The following is a 19,624-nucleotide window of genomic DNA, read 5'->3' as shown; positions in this document are numbered from 1 at the left end:
TGCCTCTTAATCTGACAACGGGTTAAAAAATAAAAAGATACTAGCACTTTTGTAAAATATTAGAAAGAAAAATTATAATCAGGTGCTTTGTTTAGCGAATCAATAAATATAGTTAAGCCACGTTAAATTTGCTACACGGCTGATGAGCAAAGATATATATAATACCTAGCGTGAGTCTAATACGGTAGAAAGTTAATAGTGGGCAGACTATTAAGGCATTTATTTAATAGGAAAGTAGTCTAATTTAAATCCAAGCGATTGGTAGTGCTTGTATTTAGCACGTCCTTTTTCTTTTTGTTCACTATCTGCTGGGATAATCTCTAACAGTCTGCTTGGGTGGTGTGTCGGGTTATCGTTAGATGTTGGCTCTGCTGGTTGGCTTGCTTTGGTGTTTGGATGAACCAAATTAAGCGGTGAGCTGGCAAGGTTTAATACCACGCCATCAAAGCCATTTGGTAGCGTATCAGTTAGGATAACAGGTGCAATGCTGTCAGCATTTTTTTTGTTGATTATTAAATCGTGTGGCAAAAAGCTGGTAGCAGATAAATCCCAAAGTTGTTTATCTAATTGGTTGAGCCTATTGGTGTTGTCATCTAAAATGATTAAGGTTTGCTCGCTTTTTTCTAAAACGGTTTGGGTGAGTCTGCACACAAAATCGAGCAAGGCATCCGTTTCAGATACCTTGCTATTGTTATTATTTAGAACATAAAAGCTAATTTGCATTTTTGATTTTAGCCCTGTGCTTTTACAAAATTACGCTTTGCTTGCATTTTTTAGATACTGCATAAATAGTGGAACAGGACGACCCGTTGCTTCTTTTTGTTTACCAGAAATCCACGCCGTGCCAGCAATGTCTAAGTGCGCCCAAGCCTGACCTTCTTCAATAAAACGAGATAAGAAGCACGCAGCGGTTACCGAGCCTGCCTCACGCCCACCAATATTTTGCATATCGGCAATTGGCGAGTCTAGTTGAGTTTGGTATTCATCATCAAGTGGCATGTGCCAAATCGCATCCCCCGCTTGTTCGCTGGCATTTTGTAAGGCAAACAACAAGTCTTCATCATTACTAAATACAGCAGAACGAACATTACCAAGCGCAATGACACAAGCGCCTGTTAAGGTTGCTGCATCAACAATTGTTTTTGGCTTATAACGTTGGATGTAGGTTAAGGTGTCACAAAGTACCAAACGTCCCTCGGCATCTGTATTTAAAATCTCTACGGTTTGACCACTCATAGATTTTACAATATCGCCTGGGCGAGTTGCACGCGCAGAAGGCATGTTTTCTGCAAGGGCTAAGGCAGCAACAACGTTAATTGGCAGCTTGGCTTCACAAAGTGCTTTAATGGTACCAAGTACGGATGCAGATCCGCCCATATCAAACTTCATGTCGCCCATGCCGGCACCTGGTTTTAACGAAATACCACCCGTGTCAAAAGTAACCCCTTTACCTACCAGTGCAATAGGGGCGTCTTCAGCTTTTTGTTTTTTGGCTTTTTTGCCATCTTGAGTGGTGAATTTTGATTTGCCATGATATTCCAAGATAACCAGTTTACCTTCTCTATCTGAGCCTTTAGCAACAGATAAAAAGCAGTTCATGCCCAACTCTTCCATTTGTTTTTGGTTAACGACCCTTACTTTTAAAAGATTTGGGTAAGTTGCTGCTAGTCGCTCGGCTTGGTCTGCCATGTATTCTGGATAGCAAACATTGCCAGGCTCATTTGCGACGTTACGAGTCATAGTTTGCCCTGAATAAACGGCATTAGCAAAGTCTAAGGTTGCTTGGTAGTCTTTGCTGGCAAGTACAGAAATCTTTTCAAGTACAGGCGCTTGGCTTTCTGACTTGTATTTATTAAAACGGTAGCTTGCATTAAGTAACCCATTGGCAAATTGTGCAAACTGATCATCGGTTAATGCTTTACCAAGTGCAACCGTAATGGCATCGACACGTTTACTCATGCTTTGATATATAGCTTTGCCAATTTTTTGTAAATTACTGGCAGTTAAATTATTTGCTTTACCAATACCAACAATTAATAGCTGAATGGGGTTATTTTTGCTTTCGGTTAATGCGTAGTCTGCAAGGGTTTCTGCTACAGTGCCTTTAAAATGCGCCACTTCAATTAATTGGTTAATACGATCTTTATGCGTTTTTAGTGTATCGCTTGCAATAAGATTTAATTCATTATCTACCAATACAACTAAGCAATGAGAATCTTTTGGGCTTTGTTTTTTAAGTAGTTTTTTTGCTTGTAGGGTTGGTAATGTTTGAGTGAGCGTTAGTTTCATTGTTAGTCTTCCTATTACTTTTGTATGTAGATAAATGATTGGGTGTTCATAGCCAAACTTTAAGTCACTGTTTTTAAGTCGCTGTATTATAGATATAAGGTTAGTGTAGCATATTGCAATAGGCATAATGTGAGTTGTTTTATTTAACAATATCTACATTTTTATCAGCAAAAAATGGTAAAAACATGCTATGCTAAATCGTTTAAACAATTGTAAATAATAACTTAAAAATATAGAGCTGATAAAAGTGATTTTACGTCGGTATATGACCTCTCAAATAGCCTCCAGCACAGCCATTGTGTTGGGGTTTTTGGTATTTTTGCTGCTTGGTGGGCGTTTAATACGATACTTTGGTATTGCTGCCGAAGGCGGGCTGGATGTTGGTTTACTGTTTAAAATTATTGGCTATAACTTGCCATATTTTTTGGAGCTGATTTTACCTTTATCCTTTTTCATTGCCTTAATGCTGGTGTTTGGTCGATTGTATGTTGACCATGAGATGGCAGTGATTAATGGCAGTGGTATCTCACGTGGTCGTTTGGCGAGACTGGTCGCACCCTTAATTTTGGTGTTGTTTTTGTTAGAAGCTGGGTTATCGATTGTTGGTAAACCTTGGGGGGTAAGACAATCAGACAATGTTTGGCAACAGCAAGCCATGCAGAGTGCGTTTGATTTGGTAAAACCGGGGCAGTTTTTAAGCAGTGGGGACTACCACTTGTATGTTGGTAGCCTAAGTGATGATAACTCGCAATTAGAAAATGTGATATTGATTCAAACTTCAAAAGATAAGAACAAAGCACAAAAAATCCCAGAAGCCAATCAACCAGAAGCGTTAAAAGACTTACCGACTCTACCAAAGCAACTATCAAGTAAAGACACCATCGTACTGGCAAAAAGCGCACAACAAGTGGCAACTGATGATGAGTCTGGTAAGACACAATTAGACTTGTTTAATGGCAGACGCTATGAAATTGGTGCAGATAGCCTAAAATATAATCAAGTTGGATTTGAACGCTATCGTATAACTTTGCTACAAAAAAAAGAAGACAAAGTTAGCAAAGAAAATATAGAAACACAAAAGATAGAAGATATTTGGACAGCAGCAACAGCTAATACGGCGAAACCAAACTTAGCAGCACAGGCAGAGCTGGGTTATCGTTTTGCATTGCCATGGTTAATTATCCTTGCACCTATGATGGCAGTGCCACTGGCGCAAGTACGCCCAAGGCAGGGCAGATGGTTACGCTTAATCCCTGCTATTTTGTTATATGTAAGTGTGGCATTAAGTATTATCTCACTCAAAAAGCCAGTGAGTGAAGGTAAAGTGGATGCTTGGATGTATGCATTGCTGATTGTCTTTTTATTAGCTTTTGCACTGTATCTTAATTGGGCAAGTAGAATTAACCAACGTGTGCGTTTTGGCTTGTTCAACAAAAATAACCGTATTAAGCAAAGAGGGTAGAGATGGCAATGCGTGTATTAAGCCGTTATGTTAAAAAAAATGCCTTTTTTGCTATTGTTGCGGCTGTTTTGGGGTTGTGGCTTTTGCAAGTGGTGTTTTCATACCTTGCAGAGTTAGAAAACATATCTGATAGTTACACAATGCGTGATGCGCTAACCTATATTTTTTATAAATCACCTCATTTTTTAGAGCAGTTTATCCCTACTGGGGCATTGCTTGGTGCGGTAGTTGGTTTAGGTTTGCTTGCCAACAATAGTGAGCTTACGGTAATGCAGGCAAGTGGTGTGAGCAAAACAAAAATTGTGAGTTGGGTTTTGCAACCTGCCATTATTTTTGTGTTTATCGCTTTGGCGATTAACCAGTTTGTACTGCCAACCAGCAATCATTTAGCCGATTTGGTTGACGATGATAATAATAAGCGAGACGTGATTGAAAAGGTAGAAGGCTACTGGACAGTACAACCCAGATATATAGACGGCTCTACCCCAAACTCAGTAAAACCAGATGGTCGTGACGTGCTGTATATTGATTATGCCGATATTGAAGGCAATATTGGGCTTGTAAAACGCTGGCATTTAGATAATGCTGGCAACTTGCAATCGGCATCTATTGCACGCGGGGGTAATTATGTTGGTGCAGTAGAAGTAAAAGATCCACATGCCTCTGACGGTTTTAGCTTAAGTCATCAATGGCAGTTAAATGACTTAAGTGAACTAAAAATTGGGCAGTCGCTTGCGACTAGCCAAACTCGTCAAGTTTCGGATATTTTAGGGCTACCAATAGAACCACAGTCGGTTTATTTGTTGACTCGTGAAGCAGAAGATTTATCACTAACTCAATTATATGATCATCGCCAGTTTATGCAAAGCCAAGGCAACCGCTCGCTTGAACATGAGTTGGCTTTTTGGCAAAAGTTGCTCAGCCCTCTTTCCATTTTGTCTTTGGTGATTGTTGCGTGCTCGTTTGTGTTTGGTTCTTTGCGTACGCATAGCTTGGGCTTACGAGTTGTGGTTGCTTTATTGTTTGGTTTGTTTTTTAGCTATATGCAAGACTTGGTAGGCTTTATCTCACTGGCAACTGGTGTTTCACCTTTGTTGATGGTGTTGCTGCCGATTATTGCCAGTGGATTGTTTGGTTTGTGGTTATTGCAACGCAAAACCTGATTGTATACATCTTGAAGTGTTAGTCCTGTTTGGTCATGTAATAAAATTCTCGTTCTAAGTCATATTTTGTAGCTTGAGAATGCTTTTTTAAAATAAAGTAAGGTGAGATTAATAAAAACCCTGCATGGACAAGAATAAACAAAAGTAAAATATAACTACCTGAAGCTATTGTAAAGGTAAAGAAAATCAAATAAACAAATAGTACAATCGAATAGTAGGGAATATAGCCAAAACTAAAGCCATTTGCTGTAGATTCTATGATTAATTTGTCTTCTTTTTTATAAATTCGTCCTCTTGCTCTTCCTTGACCATTCAAGGATTTAATACTAAATTCATCATTTATTATTCGACCGGCATAATAGTAGGGTTTTCTTGAAAAAGTATTGCTTATTATTGGAAACAGGCTTTTTGTGGTCGTTTTATCAAATTGTTTAATAAAGTCAATTTTTTCAATATTAAACGCCATAGTAAAACGGTCAGATAATTTTTTACCTTCCAAGAATGACTGGTCTTCTAAATGCTCGTTAATAATCCCTTCATTTGAATTTTTTGTTAGAAAGTATAAATTACGTTTTAGACTATGAATAGAATGTTTTAGATTATTTCTAAGATTAAAGTAAGCCAAAACTAATAGACAAAAAACTCCACCAAATAGCATGAAGAAAATTTTAGGGTGGATTTTTGTGTCATTGGAAAATATGAAAAACAACATAAACCCTGCAATTGCGACGATATTAAAAATTATTCTTTGGATATATTCAGGTTTATAACTGGTTAGTTCTGCATAAATTTTTGTTTTTTGATCCTCTTGGTGGTAGCTGCCCTCAATGTTACCGTATAAATCTGACAGCTGAAAAGAGTTTGATTCGATAAAACCAGAATAATTATGTTTATATTTTGAAGAATTGTTTTTTTCCGTAAATATAGTATCTTGTCCGATAAGCTTTTTAAACTTTTTTTCAAAATCATTAGGTTCAATGTTAAACACCATTTCAAATGGTTTAACCAGTCCTATTTTTTGCAAAAACTCTTTTCTTAACATAATAATTCTTTGCTAACTACTCTTTAACCGCCATGCTAATGGTGTAAGTTTTGCCTTGTTTTACTTTTTTATAGTTGCCAAACACTTCGGTAAACGCACGCTTCATAAACTGGCGTAAACCATTAATGGTAACCACATAAAAACGTCCGCCTTGCTCCATACGGTTATAGGCATCTAGTAAGTACAAATAGTGCTGTTCTTTACCAACTTTGGCAGGCAAATTACTCATTACAAGGCTAAAAGTTTTGTCATCTGCCACATGGTTAAACCCGTTGGATAAATGCACATCGACATTATTTAAACTATTGGCTTGGCAGTTACGCTTGGCGTATTCTACTGCCATAAAATCTTTATCAATCAGAGTATGTACGCCATTTGGGCATTCTCTCGCTGCGGTCATACCAAGCACACCATAGCCACAGCCCAAATCGATAGAATTGTCATTTGGTTGAAAATCAACATAATCAAGCAGCATTAAACTGCCATCATCCAACTTTTCTGGCGAGAATATGCCCCACGTGGTGGTAAAGTTAAATGGTTTGCCTAGTACATTTTGAGTAAAACTAATGTCTTCACGCCAGTGGTTGGCACGGGTAAGTAAGTCGGCTGGTGGGGTGTGTGTCATGATAATAACTCTTAAATGGTTACCCATAATGGGCAAGTGATGCACATTAATATGCATTATGGTTTTTGTTGCAAGGGTATATTTTATCTAATATTTGCCAAAATATAAATTTTTTAATCTATTAACCGATCCGCTCAACCTCAGCACTAATGGGCAAATGGTCAGAAAGCTCAGTCCAAGGTTTGCCAGTTTGCACCCAAGCACGCTTTACACTTAAGTTGCGTACATAAATACGGTCTAGGCTTAGCACAGGCAAGCGAGCAGGGAAGGTTGGCAATAGTTTGTCATGCACACTGATAAAAGCCTCTGTCATGTTCAGTTGTTGCCCCAGTTTTTCGCACGCATTTTTTTTCCAGTCGTTAAAATCGCCTGCTAAAATAAGTGGCTGATGTGGCTCAATACTGTTGTTTACATACTCAAGTATTGCCTTGTATTGTTTTTCTCGCCCACCTTCTAACAAATTTAAGTGAGCACACAGCACCACCAGAGGGGTATCCCAGCCAGTTGGCAGAACCTCGCAATGCAGAACGCCACGTTTTTCTAGCCGATTGACACTCACATTTAAGTTGTGCTGGGGATCTAACGGATAGTGGCTAAGTACCGCATTGCCATGATGCCCATGGTCATATTCACTATTTTTACCATAACTGTGCTCATAGTCTAAAAACTCACCAAACCACTCATGTTGAGATTGTTCAGGGAACTCATTAAACTTGATTTCACGCTTTAGGTTTTGTCCTTGTACTTCTTGTAAACAAATGATATCTGACTCTAACTGTTGCAATGATTGAGCAATACCTTGCACAACCACATTGCGGTTAAGGGCAGACATACCTTTATGGATGTTATAGCTGGTTATCGTTAAGCTTTTTTTATTTTGTATCATGGACGGTTTTTTTAATTAGTGTGCTAAATGGCTAAATACTAGTAATAAGTTTTTGCTTTTATGGTTAGTGTAACCTTTATTTGTGACAAACGATAGCACCCCTCTTTAAAAAGCCAAATGAGAACCGATATAGTATAGAGAGATATTTTTTAATAAAATCATAGCGACAGATAAATAAAACAGGAACACGTATGTTAGCAACCACAAAGTTAGACCCCAAATTGCATTTAACTGATTTTGCACAGGCAACGCCCGAGTATTTAAGCCAACGGATAACAGAAGAGTTAGCCAAGGTTGAAGCCTACCTAGATAAGTTAGAACAAACACCAAACGCCACTAGTAGCGAGCAAGCATTGGCAGATGTTAAAGCTTTTTATCATGCCGATATTGGATTAAGCCGTGCTTGGGGCGTGTTGTCACACTTAAATAGTGTGATGAGTAATGATGATATACGCCACGCCCATCATGCATTACTGCTTGCCATATCTAGTTATTCAACCCGAGTTGGGCAAACGCAAGCCTTGTTTAACCGCTATCAAATGATTAAACAAGATAAGGCGTTTTTTGTTAGTTTACCGCAAGCACGCAAACGTGCCATAGAATTGGCACTGCAAGATTTTGAGCTGTCTGGCATTGCACTACCAAAAGATAAACAAGCGGAGTTTGCAAAAATAACAAGCAGGTTAAGCGAGTTATCGGCAAAGTTTTCTGACAATATTTTAGATGCAACGCAAGCATTTGCATTGCCTTTAACAGAGTCGCAGTTGGCTGGTATTAGAGAGAGCGGTTTGGCAATGCTTGCGCAAGCAGGAGAGCACTATAAACAAAAACTTGCGCAAAGCGGTGATAAAACAGCCGAGCAAATTAAACAGTTGCCAACGCCTTATTATGTTGCAACGCTGGATATTCCTGTTTACCTTGCCGTGATGACGTATGCTGATGACAGAGCGTTGCGTGAGCAAATGTACAAAGCCTTTGTCACCCGTGCTTCTGAATTTGATAAACATACTAGTGCTAAAGGTGAAAGCCTAAACAATGCTGATAATATGGCAGAGATATTAGCGTTACGTGCTAAAAAGGCAAGTTTACTGGGCATGAACAACTATGCAGAATTGTCGTTATCTACCAAAATGGCAGATAGTGTTAACCAAGTAGAGGACTTTTTACGTAAGCTTGCACAAAAAGCAATGCCATCTGCCAAGGTAGATGTAGAGGAGCTAACACAGGCCGCCATTCAGCATGGTTTCAATGCCCTTAAACCTTGGGATACTGCTTATTTGGCAGAAAAAGTAAAACAAGAAAAATTTAGTTTGTCGCAAGAAGAGATCCGCCCATATTTTCCGTTACAAACGGTGATAGAAGGTCTGTTTAGCATTGTAAACCGCTTATATGGCATTAACGTGGTCGAACATAGCCAAGATGTCCCACTTTGGCATAAAGATGTGCGTTTTTATCAATTATTTGATGAAGATGAACGCTTAATTGGCGGTTTTTATTTTGATTTGTATGCTCGTCAAGGCAAACGAGGTGGGGCATGGATGAGTGGTTTCCAGCCAAAATATATCCATGAAGCACAAAACTATGAGCAGTTGCCGGTGTGTTATATGGTAGGTAATTTTACGCCACCAACGCTGACAAAAGGCAAAGAGAAACCAAGCCTATTAACCCATAACGAGGTCACGACCTTGTTCCATGAGTTTGGACATGGACTGCACCATTTATTATCTGAGGTGACGGTGGGTGATGTATCGGGTGTTAACGGAGTAGAGTGGGATGCAGTGGAGTTACCAAGCCAGTTTATGGAAAACTGGGCATGGGATAGCGAAGGCATTGCTTTGATTAGCCGCCATGAGCAAACGGGTGAATCATTGCCTGACGAAAAATTAAAAGCATTGTTAGACGCCAAAAACTTTCAAAGTGGCATGCAAACTTTACGACAAATTGAGTTTGCCCTGTTTGATATTTTGCTGCATGCTCACGAGTCGACACCAGATTATTCAGATTTGCTAAAGTTATTAGATGCGGTAAGGGATGAAGTGGCAGTGATGCCAACGCCAGAATATAATCGTTTTGCCAATGGGTTTAGTCATATTTTTGCAGGAGGCTATGCAGCTGGTTATTACTCATACAAATGGGCAGAGTTGTTGTCAGCCGATGCGTTTGGCAAATTTGAAGAAGAGGGCATCTTTAATGCCAAAACAGGTAAAAAATTTAGAGAGACTATTTTGGCAGTAGGGGGTAGTTTGCCTGCCAAAACAAACTTTGAAAACTTTAGAGGGCGAGAAGCAACCATCGATGCACTATTGCGACATGCTGGGTTTATAAAATAAGTTTATCGTGTTGAATAATAATAAAAAAAGCCAATCAGTTGATTGGCTTTTTTTGGTAAAAAATATAGAAACTAATTTATGCTTTTTTAGGCATTAAACCAGAAAGCAGCGGCAGTAAAACCAAGTAGCTATATACAAATACGCCAAAAATAGTGGCTAAGTGAAATGCCCAGTCTACCCAGTAAGTCATATCCGAAATACTGGAGTGAAAAATGGTTGGTAAAACAAAAAATGCAATCGCAGCGACCACCAATGCCAGCATAGTTGCTAATCCACCACGAGACAAAGGCACTGAACGCATTGCCCAAACAACCCAGGCAATAATAAATAGCAAAGCAAGAACGATAACATAAGGTAAGTTTTGTGAAATCGCTTCCCACTGCATGGTAATAGCTTGACTTAAAAAGTTCATAATGATTCTCCTTTAATTTATACCTGTCCTTTAGCAACAGCCATGTATGCTGGCTGTAGCATCATATCTTCTAAGAACCAAGCAAAGTAACCAGCTTGTAGAGGATCAATTAATGGAACGGATGGTGTGAGGTTGTTTTCGTAGTCAAACTCAACCAGCATGGCTTGACCTTCTTTTACCAACAATGGGCAAGAGGTATAGCCATCAAATGAATTTGTTGGTTCTTTGCCTTGAATCACTTCAATAAGGTTATTTACAACAACAGGTGCAGATTTTTTAACGGTTGCTGCGGTTTTACCTTTTGGCGTCCCGTTAATGTCGCCAGCCCCAAAAATGTTTGGATAACGATTATGACGTAGTGTGTATTTATCGACATCTAGCCAGCCTTTTTCGTTAATTAACGAGGGGGTTTTAAGGATGCTGTCTACGGCAAACATTGGTGGGACAACGTGAAGAAAGTCGTATTTTTCTTCTTGTAGGCTGCCATCTGGTTTTGAAAAGTAAGCAAGTTTATTCGCGGTATCAACTTTAGTTAAAACGCGCTCAAAATTAACATTGATTGGGTGTTCAAACTCTGCCCAGCGTTTTAATACGTTTTCGTTTACAACGGGCACACTAAATACGCTGGTTTCTTTAGGGCTAAAAAATTGGATATCACTATTGGCACGTGTGCCAGACTGAGTTAGGCGATCGTGCAATAAAAATGTCATTTTAAGAGGGGCACCAGCACACTTCATATCGGTATTTGCAAGCGTCATTAATGCTTTGCCACCTGTTTTGCGAAAGGCATCCATTTGTTGCCAAGTTTGTTTAGCAATATCTGGGCTGGCGTAAACACTGCCAATGCCGTTTTTACCAAGGTCGTCAACGGTTAAACCTTCAATCTTTTCGTAACCTAGTCTTAAACCAGTTGCAATCACAAGGTAGTCATAGCTCACGGTTTTTCCAGATTCAGTAATCACTTGGTTGTTTTCTGGCTTAAATTCACCTGCAAACTCTTCAATCCACTCAATATTATCTGGCATTAAGTCTGCATTGTTAGAGATAACTTTATTGGTGTCGTCCCACACCCCGGTTGCTAAAAGGGTGTAGCCTGGTTGATAGTTGTGCGCTTTTTTCTCATCGATGATGGTGAGCTTGGCATTTGGTAGTTGCTTGCTTAAACGGTTTGCAACAGCGAGCCCCGCTAAACCAGAACCAATAATAACAATGTTTGCTGATTCTTGATAAGAAGGTAAGCTGCTACAGCCAGTTAACGTGCTCGTTGCTAAGGCAACACCAGTGGTAGCCGTTAACCCTAAAAAATGACGACGGTTCATCACCAGCTTGTCTGAGGTGCTAGGAGGCGTGGGGGTATTGTCATGAGAATGCATAATATAATGCTCCTACGTTAGTTTACTTGTCCCTACTGCAAAGCATAAAAATATGCCCAACAATGTTGTTAAGATGTACATAAAAAAGTTGCTCTAAGCAGTATGGAGCAACCCATTGATTGACTATAGGTTGTTTTAGTTAACATGCCAGCATGATACTAAGCACAGTTGCCATCTTACATGTCGTGTTTTATCAGCAAGTGCATAAATCAAATGCCATCAACAAGGGCAATGAAACAAAGAGGGATGGTGCAATACGACTATTGTTTGCTATTTTAGTTTGTGCTGCGTGGTTAACTGTAAATAAACCTTAAATAAAATAGATACTTAAACAATCATTATAACCTAATTTATTATATATATAAACATACTATTAAAAATGATTTTATATTCGTTTAACTAAATATTTTGTTAATAACAGCAGGTAGGGCGAGTTGTTTTTGAGCGTGTTCAACATCTAACCAATAAAGGCTAATATGGGCATTGGCTAACAATTTATTGAGTTTATTTTGTTGTTGCTGATTTAGGTTAATATGGCACGTGGTGATATGCCAATGAAAGTGAGTAAGCGTGTGTTTGAGTTGCTTGGTTTGTGTGTCTGCTTTTATATCTATGCTGTTATTTTGCAAAAACTGGTCAATGATTTGTTCAGCAGTTGTTAGCTCTTTTTCGTAGCTGGCATCGCTGTTGACATCTTCTACTATTTTTTTACCTTGTAGCTTGTGGATAAATTTAAGTGGTAAACACCACAAACCGCCCCAAATACCAGTTTCTGGGCGTTTTAACCACAAGCTTTTTCCCTGTGGATTATTTATTACCAAAGCATAACTGTGCTTGCTTGGTTTGGGCTTCTTTTTGGCTTTAAAAGGCAAGTTAAGCTGTTTATTTTGCTTAAAAGCAATACAGTCCGCCTGAATGGGGCAGGGTTTATCTCCCGTTAGGCATGCTGGTTTAGTACGGTTACAAACGGTTGCGCCCATATCCATCATTGCTTGGGCAAAATTACCGCTGGCATCTTTTGGGGTAAGTGTTTCTGCTAATGCCCACAATTGCTTGGTAGTCGCCGCCTTAGTAATATCATCTTCTATCCCTGCCCAGCGAGTAAGGACACGCTTTACATTGCCATCGCAAATTACCCCATAGTCATGCAACCCCATGGCAACAATTGCCCCAGCCGTGGAGCGACCCACCCCTGATATTTGCTCCCATTCTGCAACGGTTTGAGGGTAATGCCCTGTTTGGTTAATAATATCTACCAATTGTTTGGCACCTTTATGTAGGTTTCTTGCCCTTGCATAGTAACCCAAGCCTGCCCAGTGTTCTGCCACGGTATCCCAGTTTGCATTGGCAAGCTCATTAACAGTGGGGAAGGACTGCATAAACCGCTTATAGTAGGGGATTACCGTTACAACTTGAGTTTGCTGTAGCATGACCTCAGATATCCAAACTTTGTAGGCATCTGGTAAGTTTGTTTTATGCTGCTGCCAAGGTAAGTCATGCCTGCCATAGTCATCAAACCAAGTAAGCAAACGTGGCGCAAAGCTATTTATTGATGTTTTCTTTATATCAATGATTTGAGGGTCGGTGGTTGGCATGATGACAATAGTTAGATGTTTTTTTAATGAAAAGGGTAGGCGGTATCTGTAAAAATACCAAAACACATCTCAAAACACGTTGTGAGCAGGTACCTTTATTTTTTAATTGAGTATTATACACAAAAACAGCGTATCCATTGGCTAATATGGCCATACGCTGTTTTTAATGTGGTTCAATGAGCCAGTAATTTGTGTTGCTAGGCTAAAAAAAGTTACAAGAAAAGTTACTCTGCTTAGCTTAAAGTTCGCTATGCTAGCGTTTCTTTCATAAAGTTGACCATTTCTTCCCAGCTGGCGTTGGCAACTTCTTCATTATAGGCTAAATCTACGCCATTTTCTTTTGCACGCTCATCTGCATGTGGGTTAGAAAAACCGTGTTTAGCACCTTCATATATATCAATGGTGTAATCGACTTCGGCTTGGTCTAGCTCGGCTTTTAACCCCTCAATGGCTTCCATCGAGACAAAGCTGTCATCCTCCCCATGGGCAACTAAGACCTTAGCATTAAAGGTATCTTGCTTGGCGGGTTGTTTGGGAGTTGGGTTGCCATGAAAGGTTGCCACCGCTTTAATCGGCATGCCCTCGCGTGCCATATCCAGCGCAATTTTACCGCCAAAACAATAACCCACGACCCCCAACTTATTGGCATCAACCGCCACTTGCTCACTAAAATCAGCCAAAATCTCGCCACAGCGTGCCATTAGCTCGGTTTGGTTTTCTAGCATTTGGCTCATCCATTCATTTGCCTGAATCGCATCGGTTGTAATTTTGCCGTCGCCATAAATGTCCATCACCACCGCCGCAAAGCCGAGACTGGCAAGCTTTTTTGCAACTTTAATAGGGTGGTCAACCACGCCCCACCACTCGGGTGCAATTAAAATACCAGCGGTTGGTTTGTTTTCGGTATTGTTTGGCAAAGCCACATAACTTAATAGCTTGATACCCTCTTTTGTGGTGCTCTGTAACTCAAAAGTTGTCATGCTAGACATAGATATATCCTTATTTTAGGTTGTTTTGCTCAAGGCATATCGCCTCATGTTGTGTTATTTGTTTTATAATAAGATAGCTATAATGAATAAATTTTTAACTTATAGCTATCCTAACAGTTTTTTAAAGGTTGTTGAACAAACAAGACCACCTAGTATTAACATGCCCTACAATAATGACGTTATGATGAAAAACATTAATATATTAAATGGATGAAGCACTTGGTTAAGCAACAAGCGATACGCCCAAATTTTTGGCAAAAATATACCTTAGATGAACTGAATCATGCAGAGTGGGAAGCCTTGTGTGATGGCTGTGGCGTATGCTGTTTGGTTAAGTTTTTAGATGATGAAGACAACCAAGAATCGGTAGAATATACCGATGTGGCTTGTCAATTATTGGACTGTTTAACCGGGCACTGCACTAACTATAGCAACAGACAAGACTATGTGCCAGATTGTATTAACTTAACGGTTGAAATGCTACCAAATATGATGTGGTTGCCAAACAGCTGTGCTTATAAACGTTTATATAACAATCAACCCATCCCAGAATGGCACTTTTTAATCACGCAAGATCAGTTAAAAACCCAGCAAGCCATGTTACAGGCAGGGGTAAGTGTTGCTGGCAGGTGCGTATCTGAAGTTGGGATGCCAGATGAAGAATTAGAAGATAGAATCATCACATGGGTTGAGGTTGGATAAAGTCAAATTTTATTACCCTAAAATGCAACACAAAAATTACAAAAAATATGATTGATTGTGCGCATAACATAAGCTAAAGTGGCAGATACGAATGCATAATTTTAACTTATTACTTAGGCAACAAGAGGTTTATTAAAATCCCACCATGTCAGAAGACAGTTCTAGTTCGAGTAGCTGGTCGATGCGCGGCTTAAAACGCTGGTTATCGACTGCCCCCGAAACCCGAGATGAACTTATCCGTTTAGTTCACGACTCCCGTCAATTTTTAGAGCCAGACACCGTAGAAATGCTGGAAGGTGTACTTGATTTGCCAGCAACTCAGGTGCGCGAAATCATGACCCCACGCCCTAATGTGGTAGGCGTTGCCGAAACCGATACGTTATCAGATATTATGGATGTTTTTATTGAAAGCACCCATTCTCGTTATCCTGTGTTTGATAGCCAAGATGATGAAGCGGTTATTGGCATTTTACTTGCTAAAGATTTAATCCCTATTATGACAAAGTTGTTACGCAGTGATGACGGCATAGATGAAGGGAAGCAAGTGAGTGTTAAAGAGTTGGTAAGACAACCTGTGTACATTAACGAAAATGCCCGTTCTGATACTTTGCTTCGTTCACTACAAAAAACGCAAGTACACATGGCAATTGTGGTAGATGACTTTGGTAACACAGTTGGTGTGGTAACAATGGAAGACTTGTTAGAAGAAATTGTGGGCGACATTGTTGATGAACATGATGACTTTGAAGAAGACAGTGATTTTAATAACATTGTAAAACATGAAACCAAAGATAAAACATGGGTAGTGCAAGCTGCCACATCTATAGAAGATTGTAATGAAGAGCTGGGTACCGACTTTGATGACAGCGAAGTGGATACCATGGGTGGGCTGGTAATGCAAACTCTTGGCGAGGTCAGCGATTTAGAAAATGAGACAGTAACAATTGATGGCTGGCAGTTAACCATTATGGATGTTGAAGGGCGGTTTATTCATAGGTTAGAAATAACCAGACTTTAATGTCAACAGACTACGCAGATTAAGCGACCAAACACTCATAAAAAATGTTAAAACACGATGACTCATGCATCGTGTTTTTTTATACATTTTATCCACAAACTGCTATCATATATGGGTTATTAAGCGACTATTAACCCATTTACATTTTTAAGATTTTTTATGCGTGCATCCAAAACCAACAGAAAAAAAACGGCCACAAAAACCAATAGAGCCGGGCTAAAAAAACAGTCAAAAACACAGCTTCCTACATTTTTAGCAGTTATCATGGCGTTAGTTGCAGGGGCTATATTTAGCTTTTCGCTTGCCCCTTATGGCATTTGGCCATTGGCGCTTATTTCACCCGCCATTTTATATGCGCTTCTTATCTCGCCAATAACCAACAAACGTGCGTTTTTATTGGGTCAGGCATATGGCGTAGGATATTGGTGCGTTGGCGCATTTTGGTTATATAATTCCATTCATACTTATGGCAATGTGCCGGCACCACTTGCCATTTTGGCTATTGGGGTCATGGGGCTGGGCATGGGTCTGTTTCATGCCTTAATGGCGGTTGTTTTTAACCGTTTTGTTGGTAAGCAGCCGTTTGCCTTTGCCTCGCTTTGGACATTGCAAGAATGGTTAAAAACCTGGGTGTTAACAGGGTTTCCTTGGTTGTTTGTTGGCTATGCGTTTACAGAGCAAGCATGGTTATCATCACTAGCGCCTGTATTTGGTGTATTGGCAGTATCTTTTGTGGCGGTTTTATTAGCATCAAGCATGGTTGAAGTATTCCGTAGCCGTGCAGGTTATCTGTTGATTTCGCTCGTGCCTGTATTAGCCGCTGTGGCTTTGCATTTGGTTAGCCCTCAATGGACGCAGGCAAAAGATACGCCTAATTTAACCGTTTCTTTAGTGCAAGGTAACATACCGCAAGAGCAAAAATGGCTAACTGAGTTGCGTGGCAAAACCTTACAAATTTATGCCTCTATGACAAAGTCAGAATGGGACAGCGATGTCGTGATTTGGCCAGAGTCTTCTATCCCTATGTTTCAAACGCAAGTGCTGCCGTTTATGAGCGGTATTGCTAACATTGCAGAAGAAACCGACACCACTTGGGTAGTGGGCGTGCCCTTTGTAGATGGCGCTGCTTACAATCCAGAAACCGACCCATATCCACCATTTTATAACAGTGTTATTGCTATGGGTGATGGGAAGGCAGGTGTTTATAAAAAGCAACGACTTGTGCCGTTTGGCGAGTATGTGCCTTTCTCAGGTGTTTTAAACGTGTTTCCTAGCTTATCACTCGGTATTATGAACTTTAGCCGTGGCGATGCTAACCAAAATGCGTTAAGTGTGGCAGGGCAAAAAATGGGGTCGGCTATTTGTTACGAGGTGGCGTACCCTGATACCACAAGAAAAAATGCCGTCGGTAGTGACTTTATGCTAACCGTATCAAACGATGCATGGTTTGGCACAACGGCAGGACCTTTGCAACATTTGCAGATGGTGCAAATGCGTGCGCTGGAAACAGGGCGCTGGTTTGTACGCTCAACCAACAATGGTGTTACGGCAATTATCGACCATAATGGTAACATCATAAAACGTGCACCACAGTTTGAACGTGTGGTGTTGCGTGGTGAGGTGCAAGCACGTCAAGGCAAAACCCCTTATGTAAGCCATGGCAATACGCCTGTTTTAATTTTTATTGGGATATTGTTGCTGCTGAGTGTACTTGGTTTTGTTGCTAAAAATAGAGCGATGCGGGGTAAATAACTGTTCATCGTTTTATCACTAAACTTTTTATTACTAAATTGTGATTTTAAAATAAACCCATGGTGTGCGTGCTGTGGGTTTTTTGTTGGTATAATCAACCTTAATGCCATAGGCAAAATAAATAATTAAGGGTAAAAAAATGAATGATAAAAATATAATCAACCAGCGTATTTCTTTGGTTAGGCAAGCGCTTAAAACGCAAGGCGTGGATGCCATCATCGTACCAACGGCAGACCCGCATTTGTCTGAATATTTGCCAGAATACTGGCAGGCACGTGAGTGGTTATCTGGTTTTACAGGCTCGGCAGGTACCTTGGTGGTAACGGCAGATGAGGCGTATTTGTGGGCAGATAGCCGTTATTGGGTGCAGGCAGAGGCTGAATTGGCAGATACAAATATTAAACTACAAAAATTGCAATCTGGTGTCAAAACACATGTGGAGTGGCTGGCAGATAACATACCTGTTGGTGGCTGTGTTGAAATCAACGGCAGTATGCTGGCAGTGGCAGAAAAAGACAAAATAGTAACGGCGTTTGCAAGTAATAACATTACCTTAATGACAACAGATGACACGGCGGTAGATGAAGTTTGGGGGAATACATTTAAAGACCGCCCAGCCTTGCCAAAAGCAGCTGTATATCGGCACAAAGCAGAGTTTGTGGATACTACAGCTGCACAAAAACTGGCAAAAGTGCGTGCGCAATTGGCAGAGATTGGGGCAAACTACCATATTGTTTCTAGTGTGGATGATATTGCTTGGTTAACCAATTTGCGTGGAGCAGATGTGGACTACAACCCAATATTTTTAGCCCATTTGTTAATAGAACCAACAAAAGCAACTTTGTTTATAGACCAAAGTAAACTAAACCAAGACATCAAAAATGAGCTGGCAGAAGCAGGCATTGGCGTTGCGGATTATAATGATATTGAGCAAGCAGTTAGCCAAATACCCACAGATGCTTGCCTGTGCATAGATGCAAATAAAGTGGCAGTCAGCACGCTGGCATGTTTGCAAGATGGCGTGAATATCATCAACCAAACTGCGCCAAGCACTTTGCTAAAGTCTCGTAAATCACGTGCAGATATTGAGCACATTAAAGAAGCTATGCGCCAAGATGGGGCGGCACTTTGCCAGTTTTTTGCCGAGTTTGAACGCAAGCTTGCCAGTGGCGAGCGCTTAAGCGAATTAGATGTAGATACCATGCTGATAGAGGTGCGTAGCAAACAACCACATTATGTATCGCCAAGTTTTCCTACCATTGCAGGCTACAATGCAAACGGGGCATTGCCGCATTACCGTGCCACGCCAAACAGCTTTAGTTATTTAGATGGCTCAGGCTTGTTGCTTATCGACTCAGGCGCACAATACCACAATGGCACGACAGACATTACCCGTGTTGTACCAATTGGTAGCGACATTACAGATGAACACAAACGTGACTTTACTACTGTATTAAAAGCACACATTGCTTTGGCACAGGCGCATTTCCCTAATGGTATTGGTGCACCACTGTTAGATGCCATCTGCAGAGCGCCAATGTGGGCACAGCAAATGGATTATGGTCATGGTACAGGGCATGGTGTGGGTTACTTTTTAAATGTGCATGAGGGTCCGCAATCTATTGGCTACCCAACGCCTGTAACCAAAGACCGTGCTATGAAGGCAGGCATGATAACCAGTAATGAGCCAGGGTTATACCGAGAGGGGCAGTGGGGCATACGCATTGAAAACTTGGTTGCCAATGTGGCGGTAGATACCCCACAGGAAACAGACTTTGGTGATTACCTAAAGTTTGAAACCGTTACCCTTTGCCCAATTGATACTCGTTTGGTTGATAAAGCTTTATTAACGGCAGAAGAAGTTAACTGGTTAAATAACTACCATAGCAGCGTATTAAGCGAGCTTAAAAACCGTGTAGATGGTGAGGCACTGGCATGGCTTATTGAGCGCACCGAGCATATTTAGAAAAATACGCTGACTGAAAC

Annotated in this window: 16 protein-coding genes; 7 read left to right on the top strand and 9 right to left on the bottom strand. The window is 40.4% G+C overall.

Annotated elements, in window-relative coordinates; all coding sequences use genetic code 11:
* Nucleotides 1-219: 219 nt before the first annotated feature.
* Together VH441_RS06700 and VH441_RS06695 are read right to left on the bottom strand one after the other, a co-directional pair.
* Nucleotides 220-723, bottom strand: a complete 504-nt coding sequence (locus VH441_RS06700) for a DNA polymerase III subunit chi (RefSeq protein ID WP_434352883.1) — start codon at nt 721-723, stop codon at nt 220-222.
* Nucleotides 724-753: 30 nt separating this feature from the next.
* On the bottom strand, nt 754-2,289 hold the full coding sequence (locus VH441_RS06695) for a leucyl aminopeptidase (RefSeq protein WP_434352882.1): 1,536 nt from the start codon (nt 2,287-2,289) through the stop codon (nt 754-756).
* 265 nt (nt 2,290-2,554) lie between these two features.
* Here VH441_RS06695 and VH441_RS06690 point away from each other — a divergent pair, with 265 nt between their 5' ends.
* Together VH441_RS06690 and lptG are read left to right on the top strand one after the other, a co-directional pair.
* A complete protein-coding gene (locus VH441_RS06690; protein WP_434352881.1) occupies nt 2,555-3,751 on the top strand; it encodes an LPS export ABC transporter permease LptF in 1,197 nt (398 codons plus the stop codon).
* A gap of 2 nt (nt 3,752-3,753) precedes the next feature.
* Nucleotides 3,754-4,914, top strand: coding sequence for an LPS export ABC transporter permease LptG (gene lptG, locus VH441_RS06685; RefSeq protein WP_434352880.1), 1,161 nt, complete (start codon nt 3,754-3,756; stop codon nt 4,912-4,914).
* A 19-nt stretch (nt 4,915-4,933) separates the two neighbouring features.
* Here the strand turns inward: lptG and VH441_RS06680 are convergent, their stop codons facing one another.
* The 3 genes from VH441_RS06680 to VH441_RS06670 form a co-directional block, all read right to left on the bottom strand.
* Nucleotides 4,934-5,956, bottom strand: a complete 1,023-nt coding sequence (locus VH441_RS06680; RefSeq protein WP_434352879.1) for a hypothetical protein — start codon at nt 5,954-5,956, stop codon at nt 4,934-4,936.
* 16 nt (nt 5,957-5,972) lie between these two features.
* Complete coding sequence (locus VH441_RS06675; RefSeq protein ID WP_434352878.1) at nt 5,973-6,581, bottom strand: class I SAM-dependent methyltransferase; 609 nt, start codon at nt 6,579-6,581, stop codon at nt 5,973-5,975.
* 121 nt (nt 6,582-6,702) lie between these two features.
* Complete coding sequence (locus VH441_RS06670) at nt 6,703-7,467, bottom strand: endonuclease/exonuclease/phosphatase family protein (protein WP_434352877.1); 765 nt, start codon at nt 7,465-7,467, stop codon at nt 6,703-6,705.
* 191 nt (nt 7,468-7,658) lie between these two features.
* Between VH441_RS06670 and VH441_RS06665 the strand changes: the two genes are divergently transcribed.
* Nucleotides 7,659-9,797, top strand: a complete 2,139-nt coding sequence (locus VH441_RS06665; RefSeq protein WP_434352876.1) for a M3 family metallopeptidase — start codon at nt 7,659-7,661, stop codon at nt 9,795-9,797.
* Nucleotides 9,798-9,873: 76 nt separating this feature from the next.
* Here the strand turns inward: VH441_RS06665 and VH441_RS06660 are convergent, their stop codons facing one another.
* The 4 genes from VH441_RS06660 to VH441_RS06645 all read right to left on the bottom strand — a co-directional run bounded on the left by VH441_RS06660 (nt 9,874) and on the right by VH441_RS06645 (nt 14,166).
* On the bottom strand, nt 9,874-10,209 hold the full coding sequence (locus VH441_RS06660) for a hypothetical protein (protein WP_434352875.1): 336 nt from the start codon (nt 10,207-10,209) through the stop codon (nt 9,874-9,876).
* A 17-nt stretch (nt 10,210-10,226) separates the two neighbouring features.
* On the bottom strand, nt 10,227-11,582 hold the full coding sequence (locus VH441_RS06655) for an NAD(P)/FAD-dependent oxidoreductase (RefSeq protein ID WP_434352874.1): 1,356 nt from the start codon (nt 11,580-11,582) through the stop codon (nt 10,227-10,229).
* 395 nt (nt 11,583-11,977) lie between these two features.
* A complete protein-coding gene (gene mutY / locus VH441_RS06650; protein WP_434352873.1) occupies nt 11,978-13,177 on the bottom strand; it encodes an A/G-specific adenine glycosylase in 1,200 nt (399 codons plus the stop codon).
* A 248-nt stretch (nt 13,178-13,425) separates the two neighbouring features.
* A complete protein-coding gene (locus VH441_RS06645; RefSeq protein ID WP_434352872.1) occupies nt 13,426-14,166 on the bottom strand; it encodes a dienelactone hydrolase family protein in 741 nt (246 codons plus the stop codon).
* Between the two features lie 219 nt (nt 14,167-14,385).
* Here VH441_RS06645 and VH441_RS06640 point away from each other — a divergent pair, with 219 nt between their 5' ends.
* The 4 genes from VH441_RS06640 to VH441_RS06625 all read left to right on the top strand — a co-directional run bounded on the left by VH441_RS06640 (nt 14,386) and on the right by VH441_RS06625 (nt 19,604).
* Entirely contained in the window at nt 14,386-14,868 is a 483-nt protein-coding gene (locus VH441_RS06640) for a YcgN family cysteine cluster protein (RefSeq protein WP_434352871.1), read from the top strand.
* Nucleotides 14,869-15,013: 145 nt separating this feature from the next.
* The gene (locus VH441_RS06635; RefSeq protein ID WP_434352870.1) at nt 15,014-15,886 is read left to right on the top strand and encodes a CBS domain-containing protein; all 873 of its coding nucleotides are present in this window, start codon (nt 15,014-15,016) and stop codon (nt 15,884-15,886) included.
* A 159-nt stretch (nt 15,887-16,045) separates the two neighbouring features.
* Nucleotides 16,046-17,638, top strand: coding sequence for an apolipoprotein N-acyltransferase (gene lnt, locus VH441_RS06630; RefSeq protein ID WP_434352869.1), 1,593 nt, complete (start codon nt 16,046-16,048; stop codon nt 17,636-17,638).
* A gap of 139 nt (nt 17,639-17,777) precedes the next feature.
* Entirely contained in the window at nt 17,778-19,604 is a 1,827-nt protein-coding gene (locus VH441_RS06625; protein WP_434352868.1) for an aminopeptidase P family protein, read from the top strand.
* Nucleotides 19,605-19,624 lie beyond the last annotated feature (20 nt).

The organism is Psychrobacter sp. HD31 (assembly GCF_051097895.1).
In the GTDB taxonomy this organism is placed as follows: domain Bacteria; phylum Pseudomonadota; class Gammaproteobacteria; order Pseudomonadales; family Moraxellaceae; genus Psychrobacter.
This window is presented reverse-complemented; position numbering and strand designations above follow the sequence as displayed.

Bases quoted from the DNA above. Each gene is read 5' to 3' on its own strand.
- VH441_RS06700 (WP_434352883.1), bottom strand. From the start codon at position 723: ATGCAAATTAGCTTTTATGTTCTAAATAATAACAATAGCAAGGTATCT.
- VH441_RS06695 (WP_434352882.1), bottom strand. From the start codon at position 2,289: ATGAAACTAACGCTCACTCAAACATTACCAACCCTACAAGCAAAAAAA.
- VH441_RS06690 (WP_434352881.1), top strand. From the start codon at position 2,555: ATGACCTCTCAAATAGCCTCCAGCACAGCCATTGTGTTGGGGTTTTTG.
- lptG (WP_434352880.1), top strand. From the start codon at position 3,754: ATGGCAATGCGTGTATTAAGCCGTTATGTTAAAAAAAATGCCTTTTTT.
- VH441_RS06680 (WP_434352879.1), bottom strand. From the start codon at position 5,956: ATGTTAAGAAAAGAGTTTTTGCAAAAAATAGGACTGGTTAAACCATTT.
- VH441_RS06675 (WP_434352878.1), bottom strand. From the start codon at position 6,581: ATGACACACACCCCACCAGCCGACTTACTTACCCGTGCCAACCACTGG.
- VH441_RS06670 (WP_434352877.1), bottom strand. From the start codon at position 7,467: ATGATACAAAATAAAAAAAGCTTAACGATAACCAGCTATAACATCCAT.
- VH441_RS06665 (WP_434352876.1), top strand. From the start codon at position 7,659: ATGTTAGCAACCACAAAGTTAGACCCCAAATTGCATTTAACTGATTTT.
- VH441_RS06660 (WP_434352875.1), bottom strand. From the start codon at position 10,209: ATGAACTTTTTAAGTCAAGCTATTACCATGCAGTGGGAAGCGATTTCA.
- VH441_RS06655 (WP_434352874.1), bottom strand. From the start codon at position 11,582: ATGCATTCTCATGACAATACCCCCACGCCTCCTAGCACCTCAGACAAG.
- mutY (WP_434352873.1), bottom strand. From the start codon at position 13,177: ATGCCAACCACCGACCCTCAAATCATTGATATAAAGAAAACATCAATA.
- VH441_RS06645 (WP_434352872.1), bottom strand. From the start codon at position 14,166: ATGTCTAGCATGACAACTTTTGAGTTACAGAGCACCACAAAAGAGGGT.
- VH441_RS06635 (WP_434352870.1), top strand. From the start codon at position 15,014: ATGTCAGAAGACAGTTCTAGTTCGAGTAGCTGGTCGATGCGCGGCTTA.
- lnt (WP_434352869.1), top strand. From the start codon at position 16,046: ATGCGTGCATCCAAAACCAACAGAAAAAAAACGGCCACAAAAACCAAT.
- VH441_RS06625 (WP_434352868.1), top strand. From the start codon at position 17,778: ATGAATGATAAAAATATAATCAACCAGCGTATTTCTTTGGTTAGGCAA.